This window comes from Rhizobium sp. BE258, from assembly GCF_031457345.1.
In the GTDB taxonomy this organism is placed as follows: domain Bacteria; phylum Pseudomonadota; class Alphaproteobacteria; order Rhizobiales; family Rhizobiaceae; genus Rhizobium.
Genome location: NZ_JAVDWL010000001.1, coordinates 733,022 through 748,929, shown reverse-complemented (window position 1 = coordinate 748,929; position 15,908 = coordinate 733,022). Strand labels below are relative to the sequence as shown.

The following is a 15,908-nucleotide window of genomic DNA, read 5'->3' as shown; positions in this document are numbered from 1 at the left end:
ATTGAGCATTAACGGAGCAAATAGATATTCTCATACTGAGCATATGTCAATTGCGGGAGAGAGGCAGTTTCGTTCCGGAGAGAGCGCGTTCTTCGACGACGGTCGGACGGAAGCGGAAGAGCTTGGCCGGACGTCCACCGGTTTCGCTGGTCATTTCGCCGGTTTCCTCGACCAGTTCCTGCTGTTCGATCAACCGGCGGAAATTCTGTTTGTGAAGACCTAGCCCGGCCAGCGCCTCGACGGTGCGCTGCAGCTGAAGCAGCGTGAAGCTTTCGGGCATCAGCTCGAAGACGACAGGACGGTATTTGATCTTGGCGCGCAACCGGGCAATGCCGGTCGCCAGAATCCGCCGGTGATCAGCAAACATCGGGCGCCCGAAATTCACCCCTTCGACACCGGCCTCGGCCAGCAAGCCGGCTTCGTAGAGCAGCTCGTAGCGCTGCAGCGTCAGATCCTCGTTCCAGCCGCCGCCATCGAGCCCGAAGGTGAAGTCGGCCCGCTTGTGGCGCTGATCGCGTCTGATCGGATCGGCATCGGCCCACAGCCGCAGCTTCTGCATCACCTCGGCCAGCACCTCCGGCCGCCCCTGGCGATGGTCCTCCCAGGGAAGATATTCGTACCATCCATGCCAGGCCGGACGTCCCCCACCCGGCGCGTCCTGTTCGCGCACCAGGCCGAGATAGCTGATCGATATCGTCCGACCGCCAAGGATCTCGTTGTTCCGGTCACGATCCGCAAATGTATAAAGCTGCTCCAGATAGCCGATCGGGTGGCCGGTTTGCTCTTGGATCCATTCGCGCAGGCCGCTTTGGAGCGTCCGGTGTCCGAGCTCGAAAGGGCCGGACGGCAACGCCTCGCCGGCGCGCACGGTCATGACGCGCGGCTCGTCCTTTGTCACAGCCGTCACCACGGCCATGAGTTCGGCATGAGCGAGCCCGATCGTCACGTTGATTCCCCTGGATTATCAGCCACCGTCAGCCCTTGTGGCACAGCCGCGCCGCTTCGCCAACCGCAAGCTGCGCAACGCTGGAGACGGCAACGCATTTGCGCTATGAGGCGGACTGTCCAACGCACCAGATCCGGCAGCCAGCATGTTCGTCCTGAAAGACCAGATCGCCACCGAGCAGGTGGTCAAGAAGAGCCGGTTTCGCGCTGTCGCCATTCCTGTCGATAGCGAAGCCGCCGTCAAGGCTGCACTCACCGAACATTCCGATCCCTCGGCAAACCACAATTGCTACGCCTGGCGGATCGGCAACGTCTATCGCTTCAGCGACGACGGCGAGCCCTCGGGCACCGCCGGAAAGCCGATCTTCCAGGTGATGGAAGGGCGCCAGCTCGACAGGACGCTCGTCATCGTCACCCGCTGGTTCGGCGGCGTGCTGCTTGGCGCCGGCGGTCTGGTGCGCGCCTATGGCGGCACGGCCGCAGCCTGCCTCAGAGAAGCGGCGTTGGAAGAGACAATTCCTGCCGTCACCGGCACCGTGCACCTGAATTTCCAGGAATTGGAGATGGTTCGCTCGAAACTGACGTCGCAGGTCATGGCGCGGATTACAGGCGAGCAGTTCGATCACGAGGGATGCCTGCTGCTACTCGAAATCCCAGAAATACACGCCGCCGAAGCCATCCTGCTGGTCACCAATCTGACCCGCGGCCGCGCAGTCCTGAAGCTCGACGACGGCGGCCAGGCTTAGCTTGCGCGGCAGCAGCCGTCACAGGTTTCTGGCGATCACCATCTTCTGCACGTCGCTGGTCCCCTCGTAGATCTGGCAGATGCGGACATCGCGATAGATCCGCTCGACCGGATAGTCGGACATATAGCCATAGCCACCATGGATCTGCAGCGCCGCGGAGCAGACGCTCTCAGCCATCTCGGATGCAAAGAGCTTGGCCATCGACGCTTCGGAGAGACAGGGCTCGCCGGCTTCCTTGAGCGCTGCGGCATGCAGCACCAGCTGACGCGCCGCTTCGATCTTGGTCGCCATTTCCGCCAGCCGGAAGGCAATGGCCTGATGCTCGGCGATCGGCTTGCCAAAGGTGATGCGTTCGCGGGCATAGGCCTGTGCCGCTTCGAGCGCCGCGCGCGCCATGCCGACGGCCTGGGCGGCAATGCCGATCCGTCCGCCTTCGAGATTGGCAAGCGCGATCCGGTATCCCTCGCCTTCCTCACCCAGTCGCTGGTCCGCTGGTACCCGCATGCCGGTAAAGGCGATCTGGCAGGTATCGGAGGCATGCAGCCCGAGCTTTTCCTCGACGCGCACCACTTCGTATCCCGGCGTATCCGTCGGCACGATGAAGGCAGTGATGCCCTTCTTTCCCGCCGAAGGATCGGTGACCGCGAAGACGATGATCAGATTGCCATTCTTGCCTGAGGTGATGAACTGCTTGGTGCCGTCGAGAACATAGAAGTCTCCATCGCGCACCGCCTTTGTTCTCAGGTTTGCGGCATCGGTGCCCGCCTGTGGCTCGGTCAGCGCGAATCCGCCGATCCATTCGCCCGATGCGAGCGTCGGCAGGAAGGCACGCTTCTGCGCATCGCTGCCAAACCGCAGGATCGGGACGCAGCCGACTGAACTGTGCACGCTTGTGATCGTCGAACAGGCGCCATCGGCGGCAGCGATTTCCTCGATCGCCAGCGCATAGGCCACCGCACCGGTATCCGAACCGCCATAGTCCTCGGAAACCAGCATGCCGAGCAGACCGAGCTCGCCCATCTCGCGCAGTTCATCACGAGGGAAAAGATGCTCCTTGTCGCGGCGGGCAGCGCCCGGCGCCAGCCGCTCCTGCGCGAAGGCACGCGCCATGTCGCGGATCTGGATCTGTGTCTCGTTGAGCAGCATGGGCTTCTCCCTCAGATCCGCTCGAAAGCCATGGCTGTCGCCTCGCCACCGCCGAGACAGAGAGAGGCCATGCCGCGCTTCAGATCGTGGCGCTGCATCGCTGCCAACAGCGTGACGATGATGCGCGCGCCGGAGGCGCCGATCGGATGACCGAGCGCGCAGGCGCCGCCATGGATATTGATCTTTTCAGCCGGCAATTCGAGATCGTGCATGGCCGCCATCGGCACGACGGCGAAGGCTTCGTTGATCTCGAAGAGATCGACGCTGGAGAGCGCCCAGCCGGTCCGCTCCGAAAGCTGTTGCAGCGCGCCGACAGGTGCGGTGGTAAACAGGCGCGGTGCCTGCGAATGCGTTGCGTGCCCCGCAATCACGGCAATCGGCGAAAGCCCGCGCCGTTCGGCTTCCGAGCGGCGCATCAGCAGCAATGCGGCGGCGCCATCCGAGATCGAGGCCGAGCTTGCCGCGGTCACCGTTCCGTCGTCGCGAAAAGCGGGCTTCAGAGAGGGAATACGCGCCGGATCGGCCTTGCCCGGTTGTTCGTCGCGATGGACGTCGCGGCTCACCTTTCCTGACTTCACCTCCACCGTCACCGTCTCGGCATCGAAGAGCCCGCCATCGACGGCCCGCTTCGCCTTGTCGAGCGAGGAAACGGCGTAGGCGTCCTGCGCCGCGCGGGTGAATTGATAGGCCTCGGCACATTCCTCGGCAAAGGTGCCCATCGACCGGCCCTTGTCGTAGGCGTCCTCGAGCCCATCGAGAAACATGTGGTCGAGGATCGTGCCGTGCCCCATGCGATAGCCGCTTCTGGCGCGCTTCAGCAGATAGGGAGCATTGGTCATGCTCTCCATGCCGCCCGCGATGACGACGCTCTGGCTCCCGGAGACAATCTCATCGTGGCCGATCATCGCCGCCTTCATGCCCGAGCCGCAGACCTTGTTGACAGTCACCGCGCCACAGGCATAGGGCAGACCGGCGCCAAGTGCGGCCTGACGCGCCGGCGCCTGCCCCTGCCCGGCAGGTAGCACACAGCCCATCAGCGCCTCGCCGATACCGTCTGGCTGTACGCCGCCGCGCGCGATCGCGGCACGGATGGCCGCCGAGCCAAGCTCGCTTGCACTGACATCTTTGAAGTCGCCCTGAAAGGCACCCATCGGCGTGCGCGCCATGCTGACGACGACGACCGGATCATCGGATTTCATGAGAAGGGCTCCTCCCTGCCTGAACTCATGCATCACGCGCCGCCCGCCGGGCGGCGCTTCGTTCAACATATCGCTCTTCGAAACAAATGCCATTGCATCGTGCAGAGATGTCGCAAAAGAGCCAGCGGGTTCGCGTCTCGAATAGACAAGCCCCTTGGCGGATCGCTACATCTTATTGTCGTGGATCGACTGTAGTGCCGTTTCGGCCTGTACTAGATTCGGCGCACCAAGATTCAAGGGTTCAAGTGATGGCGGAATTTCCAAGCAAGGCTAAAGTCGTAATCATCGGTCTCGGCGGCATCGTCGGCGCCTCGATCGCTCATCACCTGATCGAGCGCGGCTGGGACGACATTGTCGGCATCGACAAATCGGGGATCCCGACCGATATCGGATCGACGGCGCACGCCTCCGACTTCTGTTACACCACCAGCCACGACTATCTCAGCGTCTGGACGACGCAGTATTCGATCGATTTCTACGAGAAGATGGGCCACTACGCCCGTATCGGCGGTCTGGAAGTTGCCCGCACTGGCGACGACACCTGGATGGAAGAGATCAAGCGCAAGCTGAGCTCCGCCAAGGCCTTCGGCACCAACGCCCGCTACGTCTCGCCCTCCGAGATCAAGGAAATGTTCCCGCTGATCGAGGAAGATCAGGTTCAGGGCGGCATGTTCGACCCCGATGCCGGCCTCGTCATCCCGCGCTCGCAGACGGTTGCCGGCAAGCTGGTCGATGCGGCCGAAAAGTCCGGCAAGCTGAAGATGTTCGGCAATACGCCGGCGAAGTCGCTGATCGTTGAAGGCGGCCGCATCAAGGGCGTTGTCACCCATCGCGGCACCATCATGGCCGATCACGTCATCGTCTGCGCCGGCCTCTGGGGCCGCCTGATCGCAGAAATGGTCGGCGAAGACCTGCCGGTGATGCCGGTCGATCACCCGCTGACCTTTTTCGGCCCCTATAACGAATTCGAAGGCACCGGCAAGGAAATCGGCTTCCCGCTGCTGCGCGACCAGGGCAACTCCGCCTATATGCGCGACACCGGCGACCCGGCGACCACCGAAGGCGGCCAGATCGAGTGGGGCTATTACGAGACCACCAATCCGCGCATGTGCCATCCGCGCGACCTGCTCGAAAAGCACGAAGCACGCCTCTCGCCCTCGCAGCGCGACCTGGAAATGGAACAGATCATCGAGCCGCTCGAGCGCGCCATGGAACTGACGCCGATCCTGGGCGAACTCGGCTACAACGAAGGCCACTCCTTCAACGGTCTGCTACAGGTTTCGGCCGGCGGCGGCGCCTCCTGCGGCGAGAGCCAGAAGGTTCGCGGTCTTTGGTATTGCGTCGCCATCTGGGTCAAGGACGGCCCGGGCTACGGCAAGCTGATCGCCGACTGGATGACCGACGGCCGCACCGAGATCGACCACAACTCGATCGATTACGCGCGCTTCTATCCGCATCAACTGACGGAAGAGTTCATCGAGGGACGCTGCTACGAAGCCGCCCAGAAGATCTACTTCCCGGCCGTTCATACCCGCGAACCCTATGCATCCGGCCGCAACGCCAAGCGCTCACCCTTCTACGAGCGCGAAAAGGAACTCGGCGGCTACTTCATGGAGCTCGGCGGCTGGGAGCGCGCCCATGGCTACGCCGCCAACGAACACCTCCTGGAAAAATACGCCGACCGCGTGCCGGTTCGCGAAAACGAATGGGACAACCGCCACTTCTGGCGCGTCTCGAATGCCGAGCATCTGGCGATGAGCGAGGATTGCGGCATCGTCAATCTCAGCCATTTTCACATGGTCGACATCGAAGGGCCTGATCATGTCGAGCTCCTCGAATGGCTCTGCGCCGCCAAGATCGGTGGCGACGCCAATATCGGCAAGGGCATCTACACCCACTTCCTCGACGACGAGGGCATGGTTCGCGCCGACTTCACCGTCATCCGCATGGCCGACCGCTGCCGTCTGATCAACGGCGCCGATGCCGGCCCGCGCGACTTCCACTACATGAAGCGCGTTGCGCAGGACCGCGGCCTCGATGTCACCATCACCGACGTCGCGGAGAAGTACATCACCGTCGGCATCTGGGGCCCGAATGCCCGCGAGACGCTGAAGAAGGTGGTTGCCGATCCCTCGGGCCTCGATGCCGAAAACTTCGCCTTCGCCGCCATCAAGCCGATCGAAATCGCCGGCAAGACGGTGACCGCATTCCGCATCTCCTATGTCGGCGAACAGGGCTGGGAACTGCACATGAAATACGAGGACGGCCTCGCCGTCTGGGATGCCCTGCGCTCGACGGGCGTCATGGCCTTCGGCGTCGAAACCTATGCAAACTCACGCCGCATGGAAAAGAGCCTGCGCCTGCAGAATGCCGACCTTCTGACCCAGTACAACCTGATCGAAAGCGATCTGGCGCGTCCGAAGGTCAAGGAAGCCGATTTCCGCGGCAAGGCCAAGCACCTGGAATACAAGGCCCGCGAACACCAGCCGGCGATGCTCTGCACCCTTGTCATGACCGAAAATACCGACAAGTCGGGCGTCAAGCGCTATCCGGTCGGTTCCATGCCGGTCATGGATCCGGAAACCGGTGCCGTGCTGATCGACGAACTCGGCCGCCGCTCCTACACGACCTCGGTCGCCTTCGGCCCGACGATCGGCAAGAACATTGCGCTCGCCTACCTGCCCTGGGAATATTGCCAGGTCGGGCGCAAGCTGAATGTCGAATATTTCGCCGAAACCTATCCGGTCGAAGTGGCTGGCGTCGGCTACAAGCCGCTCTACGACGCCGAAAATCTGAAGCCGCGCAGCTAACAACGGCGCATTTTCAGGCAGACATCCGAACCCGCCGTGTCTCATGACGCGGCGGGTTTTGCGTTTCGGCATCGGCCCGTTCAGCCGATTGCCGTATCCGTAGAGGCGCAGTAATGTATACAGGAATCCGCAACCAGCAGGCCCTCATGTCTTCCAATTCCGATCGCGTCGAAACCGCCACTCTTGCGCTGCGCCGTGCCATCGTCGAACAGGCGCTGAAAGCCGGTACCAAGCTGCCGGAAGATGAGATCGGCAGGCACTTTTCGATGAGCCGGACGCTGGTTCGTGCGGTGCTGGCGAAGCTGCAGACGCAGGGGCTTGTCGATACCTATCACAAGCGCACCGCGACCGTTGCCCAGCCCAGCCTTGAAGAGGCTCGCGATGTGTTTGCCGTGCGCCGGGCGCTCGAGCGCGAGGCGATGAAGGCGGTCATCAAGCGCTGGTCTCCGGCCATCGAGAAAGCGCTCAGAAGCCATGTGAGCGAGGAGGAAGAGGCGCATGCCAAGGGCGACGCCCGCCTTTCCACCCGGCTTGCTGGCGAATTTCACCTGAAGCTCGCCACGCTTTCCGGCAACGCTCTTCTCGAACGCTACCTGTTCGAACTCGTCTCGCGCTGTTCGCTGATCCTGGCGATGTACAGCCGCCCGCATTCCAGCGAATGCGCCATCAGCGAACATTCCGCCCTGATCGCCGCGCTGAAGACCGGCGATGCGACGGCCGCCGAACGCCTGATGGACGAGCATCTGATCTCGGTCGAGACCCGGGCGCTGATTGCGGACGAGAGCGACGACCGCCCGGATCTCGGCAGCATTCTCGCGCGCTACAGCGGCGATACCAGCCCTTAGGCCACTGCCTATTTTGCAGTCATGTATACATGATTTTGCCTTTTCTGTAGACATGCTGTAGAGGCTGCATCCAGGACCTAATGCAGGCCACGCCCTGCGAAGCCGCGTCATTCGCATGCTCGCTGCATCTGGCACTCGGCTTGCAAGGAATGATGCGGCGCTCAAGATTCAAGGAAGAACGCGATGGCTGATATCGAAACCGTCTTTACCAACGCCCGGCTGCCGGACGGTTCGCTGAAGAACATTGGCGTCGCCGCCGGCAGGATCGTTTCACTGGAGCCTGCCGGAAAGGCGGCCGGACCGGTGGAGGCTGTCGATCTCGAAGGCGCCCTCGTCGTGCCCGGCTTTGTCGAAGGCCATATCCATCTCGATACCAGCTTCTATGGCGATGCCTGGATCCCGCACAAGCCCTGCACCAATGGCTTCGATGTCCACCAGCGTGTCGCCTTTCAGGCCGAAAACATGGCGCAGGCCGCGCCGATGGCGGAGCGGGCGCGCAACCAGCTCGATCTCTGCATCGCCAATGGCGCGACGGCGATGCGCAGCCATGTCATGGTCGATGGCTCGGTCGGCCTGAGGTCGCTGGAGACCATTCTGAAGGTTCGCGAGGAGTACCGCGATCTGATCGATATCCAGCTCGTCGCCTTCCCGCAGAGCGGCATCCTGAAAAGCCCTGGGACCCCCGAGCTGCTCGATGCCGCGATCGGCCTCGGCGCCGACCTGATCGGAGGCCTCGATCCGGCAAGCTTCGACCGCGACGTCACCGCCCACCTCGCCGTCGTCTTCGGCATTGCCGAGAAACGCGGCGTTGATATCGATATCCATCTGCATGACGCCGGCACGCTCGGACTTTTCACAATCGAGGAAATCTGCGCCCGCACGAGGGCGCTCGGCATGGGCGGCCACGTGACTGTCAGCCACGCTTATGGGCTCGGCGACCTGCAGCAGGACGCCGCGAACAAGGCTGCCGATCTGATTGCCGCAAGCGGCGTCTCGATCATGACCAATGCGCCGGGCAATCACAATTTTCCGCCGGTCGCGCTGCTGCGCAAGGCTGGCGTGACGGTTTTCAGCGGCAGCGACAACATCCGCGACAGCTGGTGGCCCTATGGCGATGGCGACATGCTGCGCCGTGCCGAGATCATCGGTTACCGGTCCGGCTTCTACACCGACGACGAACTCGCCGCGGCCTTCGACGTCGTCACCGCAGCGGGTGCCAAGGCGCTCCGCCTTGAAGGCTACGGGCTTGAGATCGGCGCCAAAGCAGATTTCGTGACGTTGGACACGCCACACATACCGCAAGCCGTCGTTAGCGTGCCGAAGAACCGCAAGGTGTTCAAGGCGGGCCGGCTGGTGGCCCAGGGCGGGGCGGTGATCCGCTGATGTCAGCCGCCGGACGCCGCCAGAGCCAGAGCTTCAACGCCACATCGCAGACGGCGATGGTGACGGCACCGCACTGGCTTGCGGCGGAGGCGGGAGAAAAGGTTCTGAAGCGCGGCGGCAACGCGATCGAGGCGATCATCGCCGCAGGCGCTGCGCTGTCCGTCGTCTATCCGCATTTCTGCGGCCTTGGCGGCGATGCGATCTGGATGATCGCCGACGCCTCGGGCAAGGCCACGACCTTTCTTGGCATCGGGCAGGCGGCCGAACATCTGCCGGCGCTGACCGATATGCCGCTCCGCGGTCCGTTGTCGGCGCTGACCAGCGCCTGCCTGGTCGACAGCTGGGGACACCTGCTCGCTCATTCGAATGCGGCATGGGGCGGGCACGAAACGCTTGCCGCGCTTCTGGACGATGCCATCGCGCTCGCCGAGAACGGCTTTCCGGTCAGCGCTTCACAGCGCTTCTGGCACCAATTCCGCAAGGGCGAACTGGCGTCGTGGCCCGGATTTTCGGCGCTCTTTGCTGATGACGGCATCCAGCGCCAACCGGCCCTGGCGGCAACGCTGCGCGCCATCGCAGAGAACGGTCCACGCGAGTTCTATGAAGGCGCCCTCGCCCGCCGTATCGCCTTGGGCCTCGCCGAAGCGGGGTCGCCGGTAAGAGCCAGCGATCTCGCCAGGACCCGGACGATCGCCGGGGAGCCTCTGTCTCTCCCCTACCGCGGCCTGACGCTTCTCGCCCCGCCACCGCCGACGCAAGGTGTCACGACGCTCGGCATCATGGGCGTGCTTGGCGAGTTCGCGATGGCCGGCTTCGATTATCGGGAGGCCGGTTTCTATCATCATCTCGTCGAGGCGGTGAAACAGGCCTTCCTCGACCGGCCAGCGATTGCCGATCCGCTCTTCGCCGCCATCGACACGCAACGGCTGCTGGCGCCCGGGCGGCTGTCGGCAAAAGCCCGGACGATCAACCCCGGCCATGCGATGCCATGGCCGCACCCATACAAGCATGGCGACACGGCGTTCCTGGCTGCCGTCGATGCCGAAGGGCGCAGCGTTTCGATGCTGCAGAGTATCTATTTCGATTGGGGAAGCGGCGTGGTTGCCGGTGACACCGGGATTCTCTGGCAGAACCGCGGTGCGGCTTTCAGCCTCGATCCGGCAAGCCCGAACCATGTGAGACCCGGCAAGCGGCCATTCTATACGCTGAACCCCGGCATGGCGTTGAAAAATGGGCGCCCGCATCTGCTTTATGGCACGCAAGGCGCCGACGGCCAGCCGCAGACGTTGGCGCTGCTGCTTTCGCTGCTCATCGACCACGGGCTCGACCCGCTGGCTGCCCTGTCGCAGCCGCGCTTCCTGCTCGGGCGAACCTTCTCGGACACCAGGGACAGTCTGAAGATCGAAGCCAATGCCGGCGCTTCGGTGCTGGAAGGCTTGGGGGCGTTCGGCCATCAGGTCAGCAGCATCGATGCCTTCAGCCAGCTCGGCGGCCAGGCCGGGATCATCTGCATCGGTGATGACAAGGCGATCACCGGCGCCCACGATCCGCGCAGCGATGGCGGGGCGATCGGTCTCTGATGATGAGCACGCCGGTTTTCGATCTGCTGATCCGCGATGCGCGCCTCGAGCCTTTCGATGGGCCTGTCGATATCGGCATCGCCGGAGAGCGCATCGCGGCGATCGGTGCGAACCTCGTCTGCGAGGCCATCGAGACGACGGATGCTCAGGGCGCCTTTGCCAGCCGTGGTTTTACCGACAGCCACGTTCATCTCGACAAGGCCTGCATCCTCGATCGTTGCAGCATATGCGAGGGAACGCTGGCCGAGGCCATCAGTGAGACGGCGAAAGCCAAGGCCGATTTCACCGAGCAGGACGTCTATGCCCGCGCGGCGCGCGTCGTCGAAAAAGCGATCGTCAACGGCACAATGCGCATGCGCACCTTCGTCGAGATCGATCCGCGCGCCGGCATGCGCTCCTTCGAGGCGATCAAGCAGATCCGCCAAGACTATGCCTTCGCGATCGATATCGAGATCTGCGCCTTCGCACAGGACGGACTGACAAACGAGCCGCAGACGTTTGAAATGCTCGACGCGGCGCTCGCGGATGGAGCCAACCTCGTCGGCGGAGCGCCCTATATCGATCTCGATCCGCGGGGCCAGATCCGGATGATCTTCGATCTGGCGGAGAAGCATGGCACCGCCATCGATTTCCATCTCGATTTCGATCTTTCGCCGGAGAAGACCAATCTGCCTGCGGTCATCGAGGAGACGGTGCGCCGCCGCCATCAGGACCGCGTCTCGCTCGGCCACATGACCAGCCTCTCCGCGATGGCGCCGGACGAAGTTCAGTCGCTCGCACGTCAGTTGAAAGCGGCGGGCATCGCCGTCACGACACTGCCCTCCACTGATCTGTTCCTGAATGGCCGCGATCATGACCGGCTGGTGCCGCGCGGCGTGGCACCAGCCCATCTGCTGGCATTCGAAGGGGTGCTGACCTCGATCGCCAGCAACAATATCCTCAATCCCTTCACGCCGTATGGCGATGCATCGCTGCTGAGAATGGCCAATCTCTATGCCAATGTCGCGCAGCTTTCGCGGCGCAGCGACATGCAACTGGCCTTCGAGATGATCAGCACCTCGGCAGCGCGGATCATGGGCAGGGATGAGCAGCCGATCGAGGTCGGCTCGCCTGCCGATATCATCCTGATCGATTGCATAGACCGGGAACAGGCGATCCGCGAAAACGCCCGCGTCATCTTTGGATGCAAACGCGGGCGCAGGACTTTCGAGGCACCAAGGCCGAGCATCTTGCGGGCTTAAGCCGCCTGCGCTGCCTTCGCCGGAATTTCGACGTCGATCTCCAGCACCGAGACATGCTCGCCGCGGTCGATTTTCACCTGCAGCCGGTCGCCGTCGATTTCCACGTGCCTGGCGATCACGGCGAGGATTTCCTCCCGCAGGATCGAGACCAGGTCGGCCCCGGGCGTGATGCGCTCATGGGCGAGCAGAAGCTGCAGCCGCTCGCGGGCAACAGGCGCGGACTTTTTCTTCTGGAAGAAGTTGAACACGTTCATGCTGCCCTCCGTCCGAAAATCTTGCCGAACAGGCCGCGCTTCTCGCCAGGTACCGTAACCGGCACCACTTCGCCTGCCAGGCGGCGGGCAGCCTCGAAGTAGGCCTTGGCCGGCGCCGTGTTCTGATCGGCGAGCGTCACCGGTGCACCGATATTGGACGCGCGCAGGACGTCCATGCTCTCCGGAATGATGCCGAGCAGCGGAATCGAGAGGATTTCCAGCACGTCATCGACCTTCAGCATGTCGCCACGCTCGGCGCGCGTCACGTCGTAGCGGGTGAGCAGCAAGTGCTTTTCGATCCGCTCGCCGTTTTCGGCCTTGGCCGTTTTGGAGTCGAGCAGGCCGATGATGCGGTCGGAGTCGCGAACCGAGGAGACCTCGGGGTTGGTGACGACGACGGCGATATCGGCATGGCGCATGGCGAGCGTCGCGCCGCGTTCGATGCCGGCCGGGCTGTCGCAGATGATCCAGTCGAAATTGCGCTTCAGATCGTTGATGACCTGCTCGACGCCCTCGGCGGTCAGGCAATCCTTGTCGCGCGTCTGCGAGGCCGGCAGCAGGAACAGCGTTTCCAGCCGCTTGTCGCGGATCAGCGCCTGCGAGAGCTTGGCATCGCCCTGGATGACGTTGACCAGATCGTAGACGACCCGGCGTTCGGCACCCATGACGAGATCGAGATTGCGCAGGCCGACGTCGAAATCGACGACGACGACCTTTTCGTTGCGCTGCGCCAGAGCGGCGCCGAGTGCGGCCGTAGAGGTCGTCTTGCCAACGCCACCCTTGCCCGAGGTAACAACTATGACTTTACCCATATCCCCTCTCCTGTCCTAAACCATTCGTCCGTTAAATCAGCCGCGATGCGAGGATCGCGTCGTTTTCGAGCCAGAGCTGCGCAGGCTGGCCGCGCAGTTCGGCAGGCAGATCGTCTGCCGTCTTGTAGATGCCGTCGATCGCCAGCAATTCTGCTTCCAGCTTGCGGCAGAAAATCCGGGCCGACGAGTTGCCGACCGAACCTGCCAGCGCCCGGCCGCGAAGCGCGCCGTAGATGTGGATGGAGCCGCCGGCGATAATCTCGGCGCCCGAAGCGACCGATCCGATGATCGTCACGTCGCCTTCCGGGAAGATGATCGACTGGCCCGAGCGCACCGGCTCGTGCAGAACCATCGACGACAATGTGGCGCGCGTTACCTGAACGGGCGCAGTGGCCTGCACCTGCGTCTCAGCCTTCGGCGCCGGCTCCTTCGCCTGCGGCACGTCGGCGACATCGACATCCGGTGCCGGGCGGCCGCCGCTCATGCCCGGCGGCATGGTAGCGTCGAGCTGCGATGGCCGCGCGCCTTCGATGCCCATGATCCGGACGCCGCGTTCGCCAAGCGAAGCGATCATCGACTTCAGCTGAGCCCGGTCCGCCTGGAGGTCGGCGACATCGAGGACAACCGGCCTTCCCAGGAAAAAGCCTGCCGAACGCTTGGCCAGATCGTCGAGCCGGACCAGCCATTCATCGAAGGGCAGATCGGGCGTCAAAACGACCGCCAGGAACGAACGGCCTTTGATACGGATGGAGCGCGCGTCGGTTAACACATTAGCAATCTTGGTTAATTTTTGATTGCTTCGGTGTACCTGCTTCGTGGTTAACAAATAGTTAACGCGTGGCCCCGGCCACAACGTTCAGTTAACGGCCGGGGACATTTGCACGGCGCCGTGGCAGGGCCGCCACAGGGCTATTTTACCTCGACGGCAAGGTCCGCAACATCGGGCGCGGTCTTCACCAGACCCATCTCCTGCATGAAGGTCCCGAACCGCTGGTAGCGGCCGGTATCGAGCGCCGCAGGACGCTTGGCGAAGCGCGGCAGCGTGTCGAAGAATGCTGTGCGGTTCAGCTCGTCGTCGAGATTGGGGTAGGCCTTGACGAACAGCTGCCAGGCTTCCTTGGGGTGGTTGGTGATGAAGATCGAGGCCTGTTCGACGGCCGCGAGGAAACGTGGCAGCCGCGGATCGGCGATCGAATCGCGATGGGTGACGAAGATCAGCTCGTCATAGGGCGGCACGCCGTTTTCTTCTGGAAAGAACGCCTTGCCCTCATGTCCTTCGAGCTTCATCTGCGTCAGCTCGAAATTGCGGAAGCCGCCGACATTGGCATCGACCTTGCCTGCGATCAGCGATGGCGACAGGGCGAAATTGACGTTGACCAGCTCTACGTCTTCTTTCGTGAGACCGGCGTTTTCCAGCATCCGCTTCAGCATCGCGTCTTCAAAGCCGGTGACGGAAAAGCCGACCTTCTTGCCCTTCAGATCGGCAAGACTCTTGATCGGTCCATCGGCAAGCACGGTGACGGTGTTGAGCGGCGTCTCGACCAGCGTGCCGACCCGCACCAGCGGCAGTCCGGCTTCGTGGTCGAGGTAGAGGTTGGGCTGGTAATGGATGCCGATATCAGCCTGCTTGGCGGAAATCAGCCGCGGCACCGCCGAGGGATCGGCAGGCGGGATGAGCTCGACATCCAGCCCTTGCGCGGCAAACAGGCCCTTCTGCCCGGCGATGACCAGCGGTGCGTGGTCGGGGTTGACGAACCATTCCAGCATCACTGTCAGCTTGTGGTTGGCAAGCGACGGCGAAGCGAGCGCCACAAGGGCAAGGAAGGTGGCGGATATCAGACGCAGCATGTTTGCTCCATGAATGTGCAGTTTGAAAATCGTTCAGCGCGTGGTTGCCCACGGCGTCCAGCCGGAGGTGAGCCTGTCGACCACCACCCGGCAGATCAGCGTCATCGCCGCCAGCACCGCCATGGCGGCAAAGACCATGTCGGTCTGCATGCGCGCATTGGCCTGGACCATGACGAAGCCGAGGCCTGCCGACGCGCCGACCCATTCGCCGATCACGGCGCCGAGCGGCGCCAGCGGCGCAGCGATCCTCAGACCTGAAACGAGTGCCGGAACGGCAAGCGGCATCCGGATGCGGACCAGCGTCTGCCAGTGGCTGGCATTTGTCAGCGATACGGCATCGAGGATATCGCGCTCGGTCCTGCGCAGCCCGTCGGCAAAAGCCGAAGCGACGGGAAAAAAGATGATGATCGTTGCCATGGCGACCTTGGAAGCCATGCCGAAGCCGAGCCAAATGACCAGGATCGGCGCCAGCACAAAGACCGGGAAGGCCTGCAGGATCAGCACCAGCGGCCAGACCAGCGCCCCGGCGGCCGGAAAGGCCGACAGCACGAAGGCCGCCGCCGCACCTGAGATTGCTCCGCAGACGTATCCCAGCACGATCTCAAGCGCCGTCGTCAGGCTCTGCTCCAGCAGGAACAGCGGCTGCCGCACAAAGACCGAAGCGACCGACAGCGGTGAAGGCAGGATGAAATGCGCCGGCGCAAACAGCCAGATGACCACCTGCCAGATCGCAAGCAGCAAAACTGCACCATAGAGAGCGTTGAGAGGGCGCATCGTTCAGGTGTCAGTGGAAACTGAGGGGCGTGAGCGCAGCAGAACAGACATTGCGAAGCGATCTCCAGACGGCAATGGAGATCCAGGCAAAGCGAAGACGAAGGGAGATACCGGCGGCATCTTGTTCCGTTCCTACGCCGGCATGACCCGGATCAGGTTCAAGGGTCCGGCTCAGCGCCATCTCAGCATCGTCAGATGCTCCCCTCGGAATGGGCGGGAAACTGTCGCGTTTTCAAAGGACTGTCAATGGTGGATCCGCCGCCTGCGCAGCGCCCAGGCATTTGTGATCGAAAGGGCTAGAGACTTTTGGCCCAGGGCTACCTAT

General features: G+C 63.1%; 14 protein-coding genes and 1 riboswitch. Of the genes, 6 read left to right on the top strand and 8 right to left on the bottom strand.

Going from position 1 to position 15,908, the window contains the following annotated elements; all coding sequences use genetic code 11:
* Positions 1-46: 46 nt before the first annotated feature.
* On the bottom strand, positions 47-946 hold the full coding sequence (locus J2X43_RS03475; RefSeq protein ID WP_112388592.1) for an NrtR DNA-binding winged helix domain-containing protein: 900 nt from the start codon (positions 944-946) through the stop codon (positions 47-49).
* A 145-nt stretch (positions 947-1,091) separates the two neighbouring features.
* On the opposite strand from J2X43_RS03475, the gene J2X43_RS03470 reads away from it, so the two are divergent.
* Positions 1,092-1,691, top strand: a complete 600-nt coding sequence (locus J2X43_RS03470) for a YigZ family protein (RefSeq protein ID WP_112388593.1) — start codon at positions 1,092-1,094, stop codon at positions 1,689-1,691.
* Between the two features lie 18 nt (positions 1,692-1,709).
* On the opposite strand, the gene J2X43_RS03465 is transcribed toward J2X43_RS03470, so the two are convergent.
* On the bottom strand, positions 1,710-2,837 hold the full coding sequence (locus J2X43_RS03465) for an acyl-CoA dehydrogenase family protein (RefSeq protein WP_112444129.1): 1,128 nt from the start codon (positions 2,835-2,837) through the stop codon (positions 1,710-1,712).
* An 11-nt stretch (positions 2,838-2,848) separates the two neighbouring features.
* The gene (locus J2X43_RS03460) at positions 2,849-4,036 is read right to left on the bottom strand and encodes an acetyl-CoA C-acyltransferase (RefSeq protein ID WP_310290857.1); all 1,188 of its coding nucleotides are present in this window, start codon (positions 4,034-4,036) and stop codon (positions 2,849-2,851) included.
* Positions 4,037-4,284: 248 nt separating this feature from the next.
* On the opposite strand from J2X43_RS03460, the gene J2X43_RS03455 reads away from it, so the two are divergent.
* The 5 genes from J2X43_RS03455 (at position 4,285) to J2X43_RS03435 (ending at position 11,895) form a co-directional block, all read left to right on the top strand.
* Positions 4,285-6,846: an FAD-dependent oxidoreductase gene (locus tag J2X43_RS03455; protein ID WP_112388595.1), complete on the top strand. Its 2,562-nt coding sequence runs from the start codon at positions 4,285-4,287 to the stop codon at positions 6,844-6,846.
* A 146-nt stretch (positions 6,847-6,992) separates the two neighbouring features.
* Positions 6,993-7,691 (top strand): GntR family transcriptional regulator, encoded by a 699-nt coding sequence (locus J2X43_RS03450; protein WP_112389020.1) that lies wholly within the window; start codon positions 6,993-6,995, stop codon positions 7,689-7,691.
* Between the two features lie 183 nt (positions 7,692-7,874).
* The gene (locus J2X43_RS03445) at positions 7,875-9,074 is read left to right on the top strand and encodes an amidohydrolase family protein (RefSeq protein ID WP_112388596.1); all 1,200 of its coding nucleotides are present in this window, start codon (positions 7,875-7,877) and stop codon (positions 9,072-9,074) included.
* Complete coding sequence (locus J2X43_RS03440; protein WP_310290850.1) at positions 9,074-10,654, top strand: gamma-glutamyltransferase; 1,581 nt, start codon at positions 9,074-9,076, stop codon at positions 10,652-10,654. Before J2X43_RS03445 ends, J2X43_RS03440 begins: the two co-directional genes overlap by 1 nt.
* A gap of 2 nt (positions 10,655-10,656) precedes the next feature.
* Positions 10,657-11,895 (top strand): amidohydrolase family protein, encoded by a 1,239-nt coding sequence (locus tag J2X43_RS03435; RefSeq protein WP_112389021.1) that lies wholly within the window; start codon positions 10,657-10,659, stop codon positions 11,893-11,895.
* On the opposite strand, the gene minE is transcribed toward J2X43_RS03435, so the two are convergent.
* The 5 genes from minE to J2X43_RS03410 all read right to left on the bottom strand — a co-directional run bounded on the left by minE (position 11,892) and on the right by J2X43_RS03410 (position 15,583).
* Positions 11,892-12,149 (bottom strand): cell division topological specificity factor MinE, encoded by a 258-nt coding sequence (gene minE / locus J2X43_RS03430; RefSeq protein WP_112388597.1) that lies wholly within the window; start codon positions 12,147-12,149, stop codon positions 11,892-11,894. The two genes, J2X43_RS03435 and minE, sit on opposite strands and share 4 nt — an antisense overlap.
* A complete protein-coding gene (gene minD, locus J2X43_RS03425) occupies positions 12,146-12,961 on the bottom strand; it encodes a septum site-determining protein MinD (protein ID WP_112388598.1) in 816 nt (271 codons plus the stop codon). The genes minE and minD overlap by 4 nt, the downstream gene beginning before the upstream one ends.
* A 31-nt stretch (positions 12,962-12,992) precedes the next feature.
* A complete protein-coding gene (minC, locus tag J2X43_RS03420; protein ID WP_112389023.1) occupies positions 12,993-13,739 on the bottom strand; it encodes a septum site-determining protein MinC in 747 nt (248 codons plus the stop codon).
* A 131-nt stretch (positions 13,740-13,870) separates the two neighbouring features.
* Positions 13,871-14,809 (bottom strand): ABC transporter substrate-binding protein, encoded by a 939-nt coding sequence (locus tag J2X43_RS03415; RefSeq protein WP_112388599.1) that lies wholly within the window; start codon positions 14,807-14,809, stop codon positions 13,871-13,873.
* A gap of 33 nt (positions 14,810-14,842) precedes the next feature.
* On the bottom strand, positions 14,843-15,583 hold the full coding sequence (locus tag J2X43_RS03410; protein WP_112388600.1) for an ABC transporter permease: 741 nt from the start codon (positions 15,581-15,583) through the stop codon (positions 14,843-14,845).
* 112 nt (positions 15,584-15,695) lie between these two features.
* Positions 15,696-15,798, bottom strand: a riboswitch (TPP riboswitch).
* Positions 15,799-15,908: the final 110 nt, after the last annotated feature.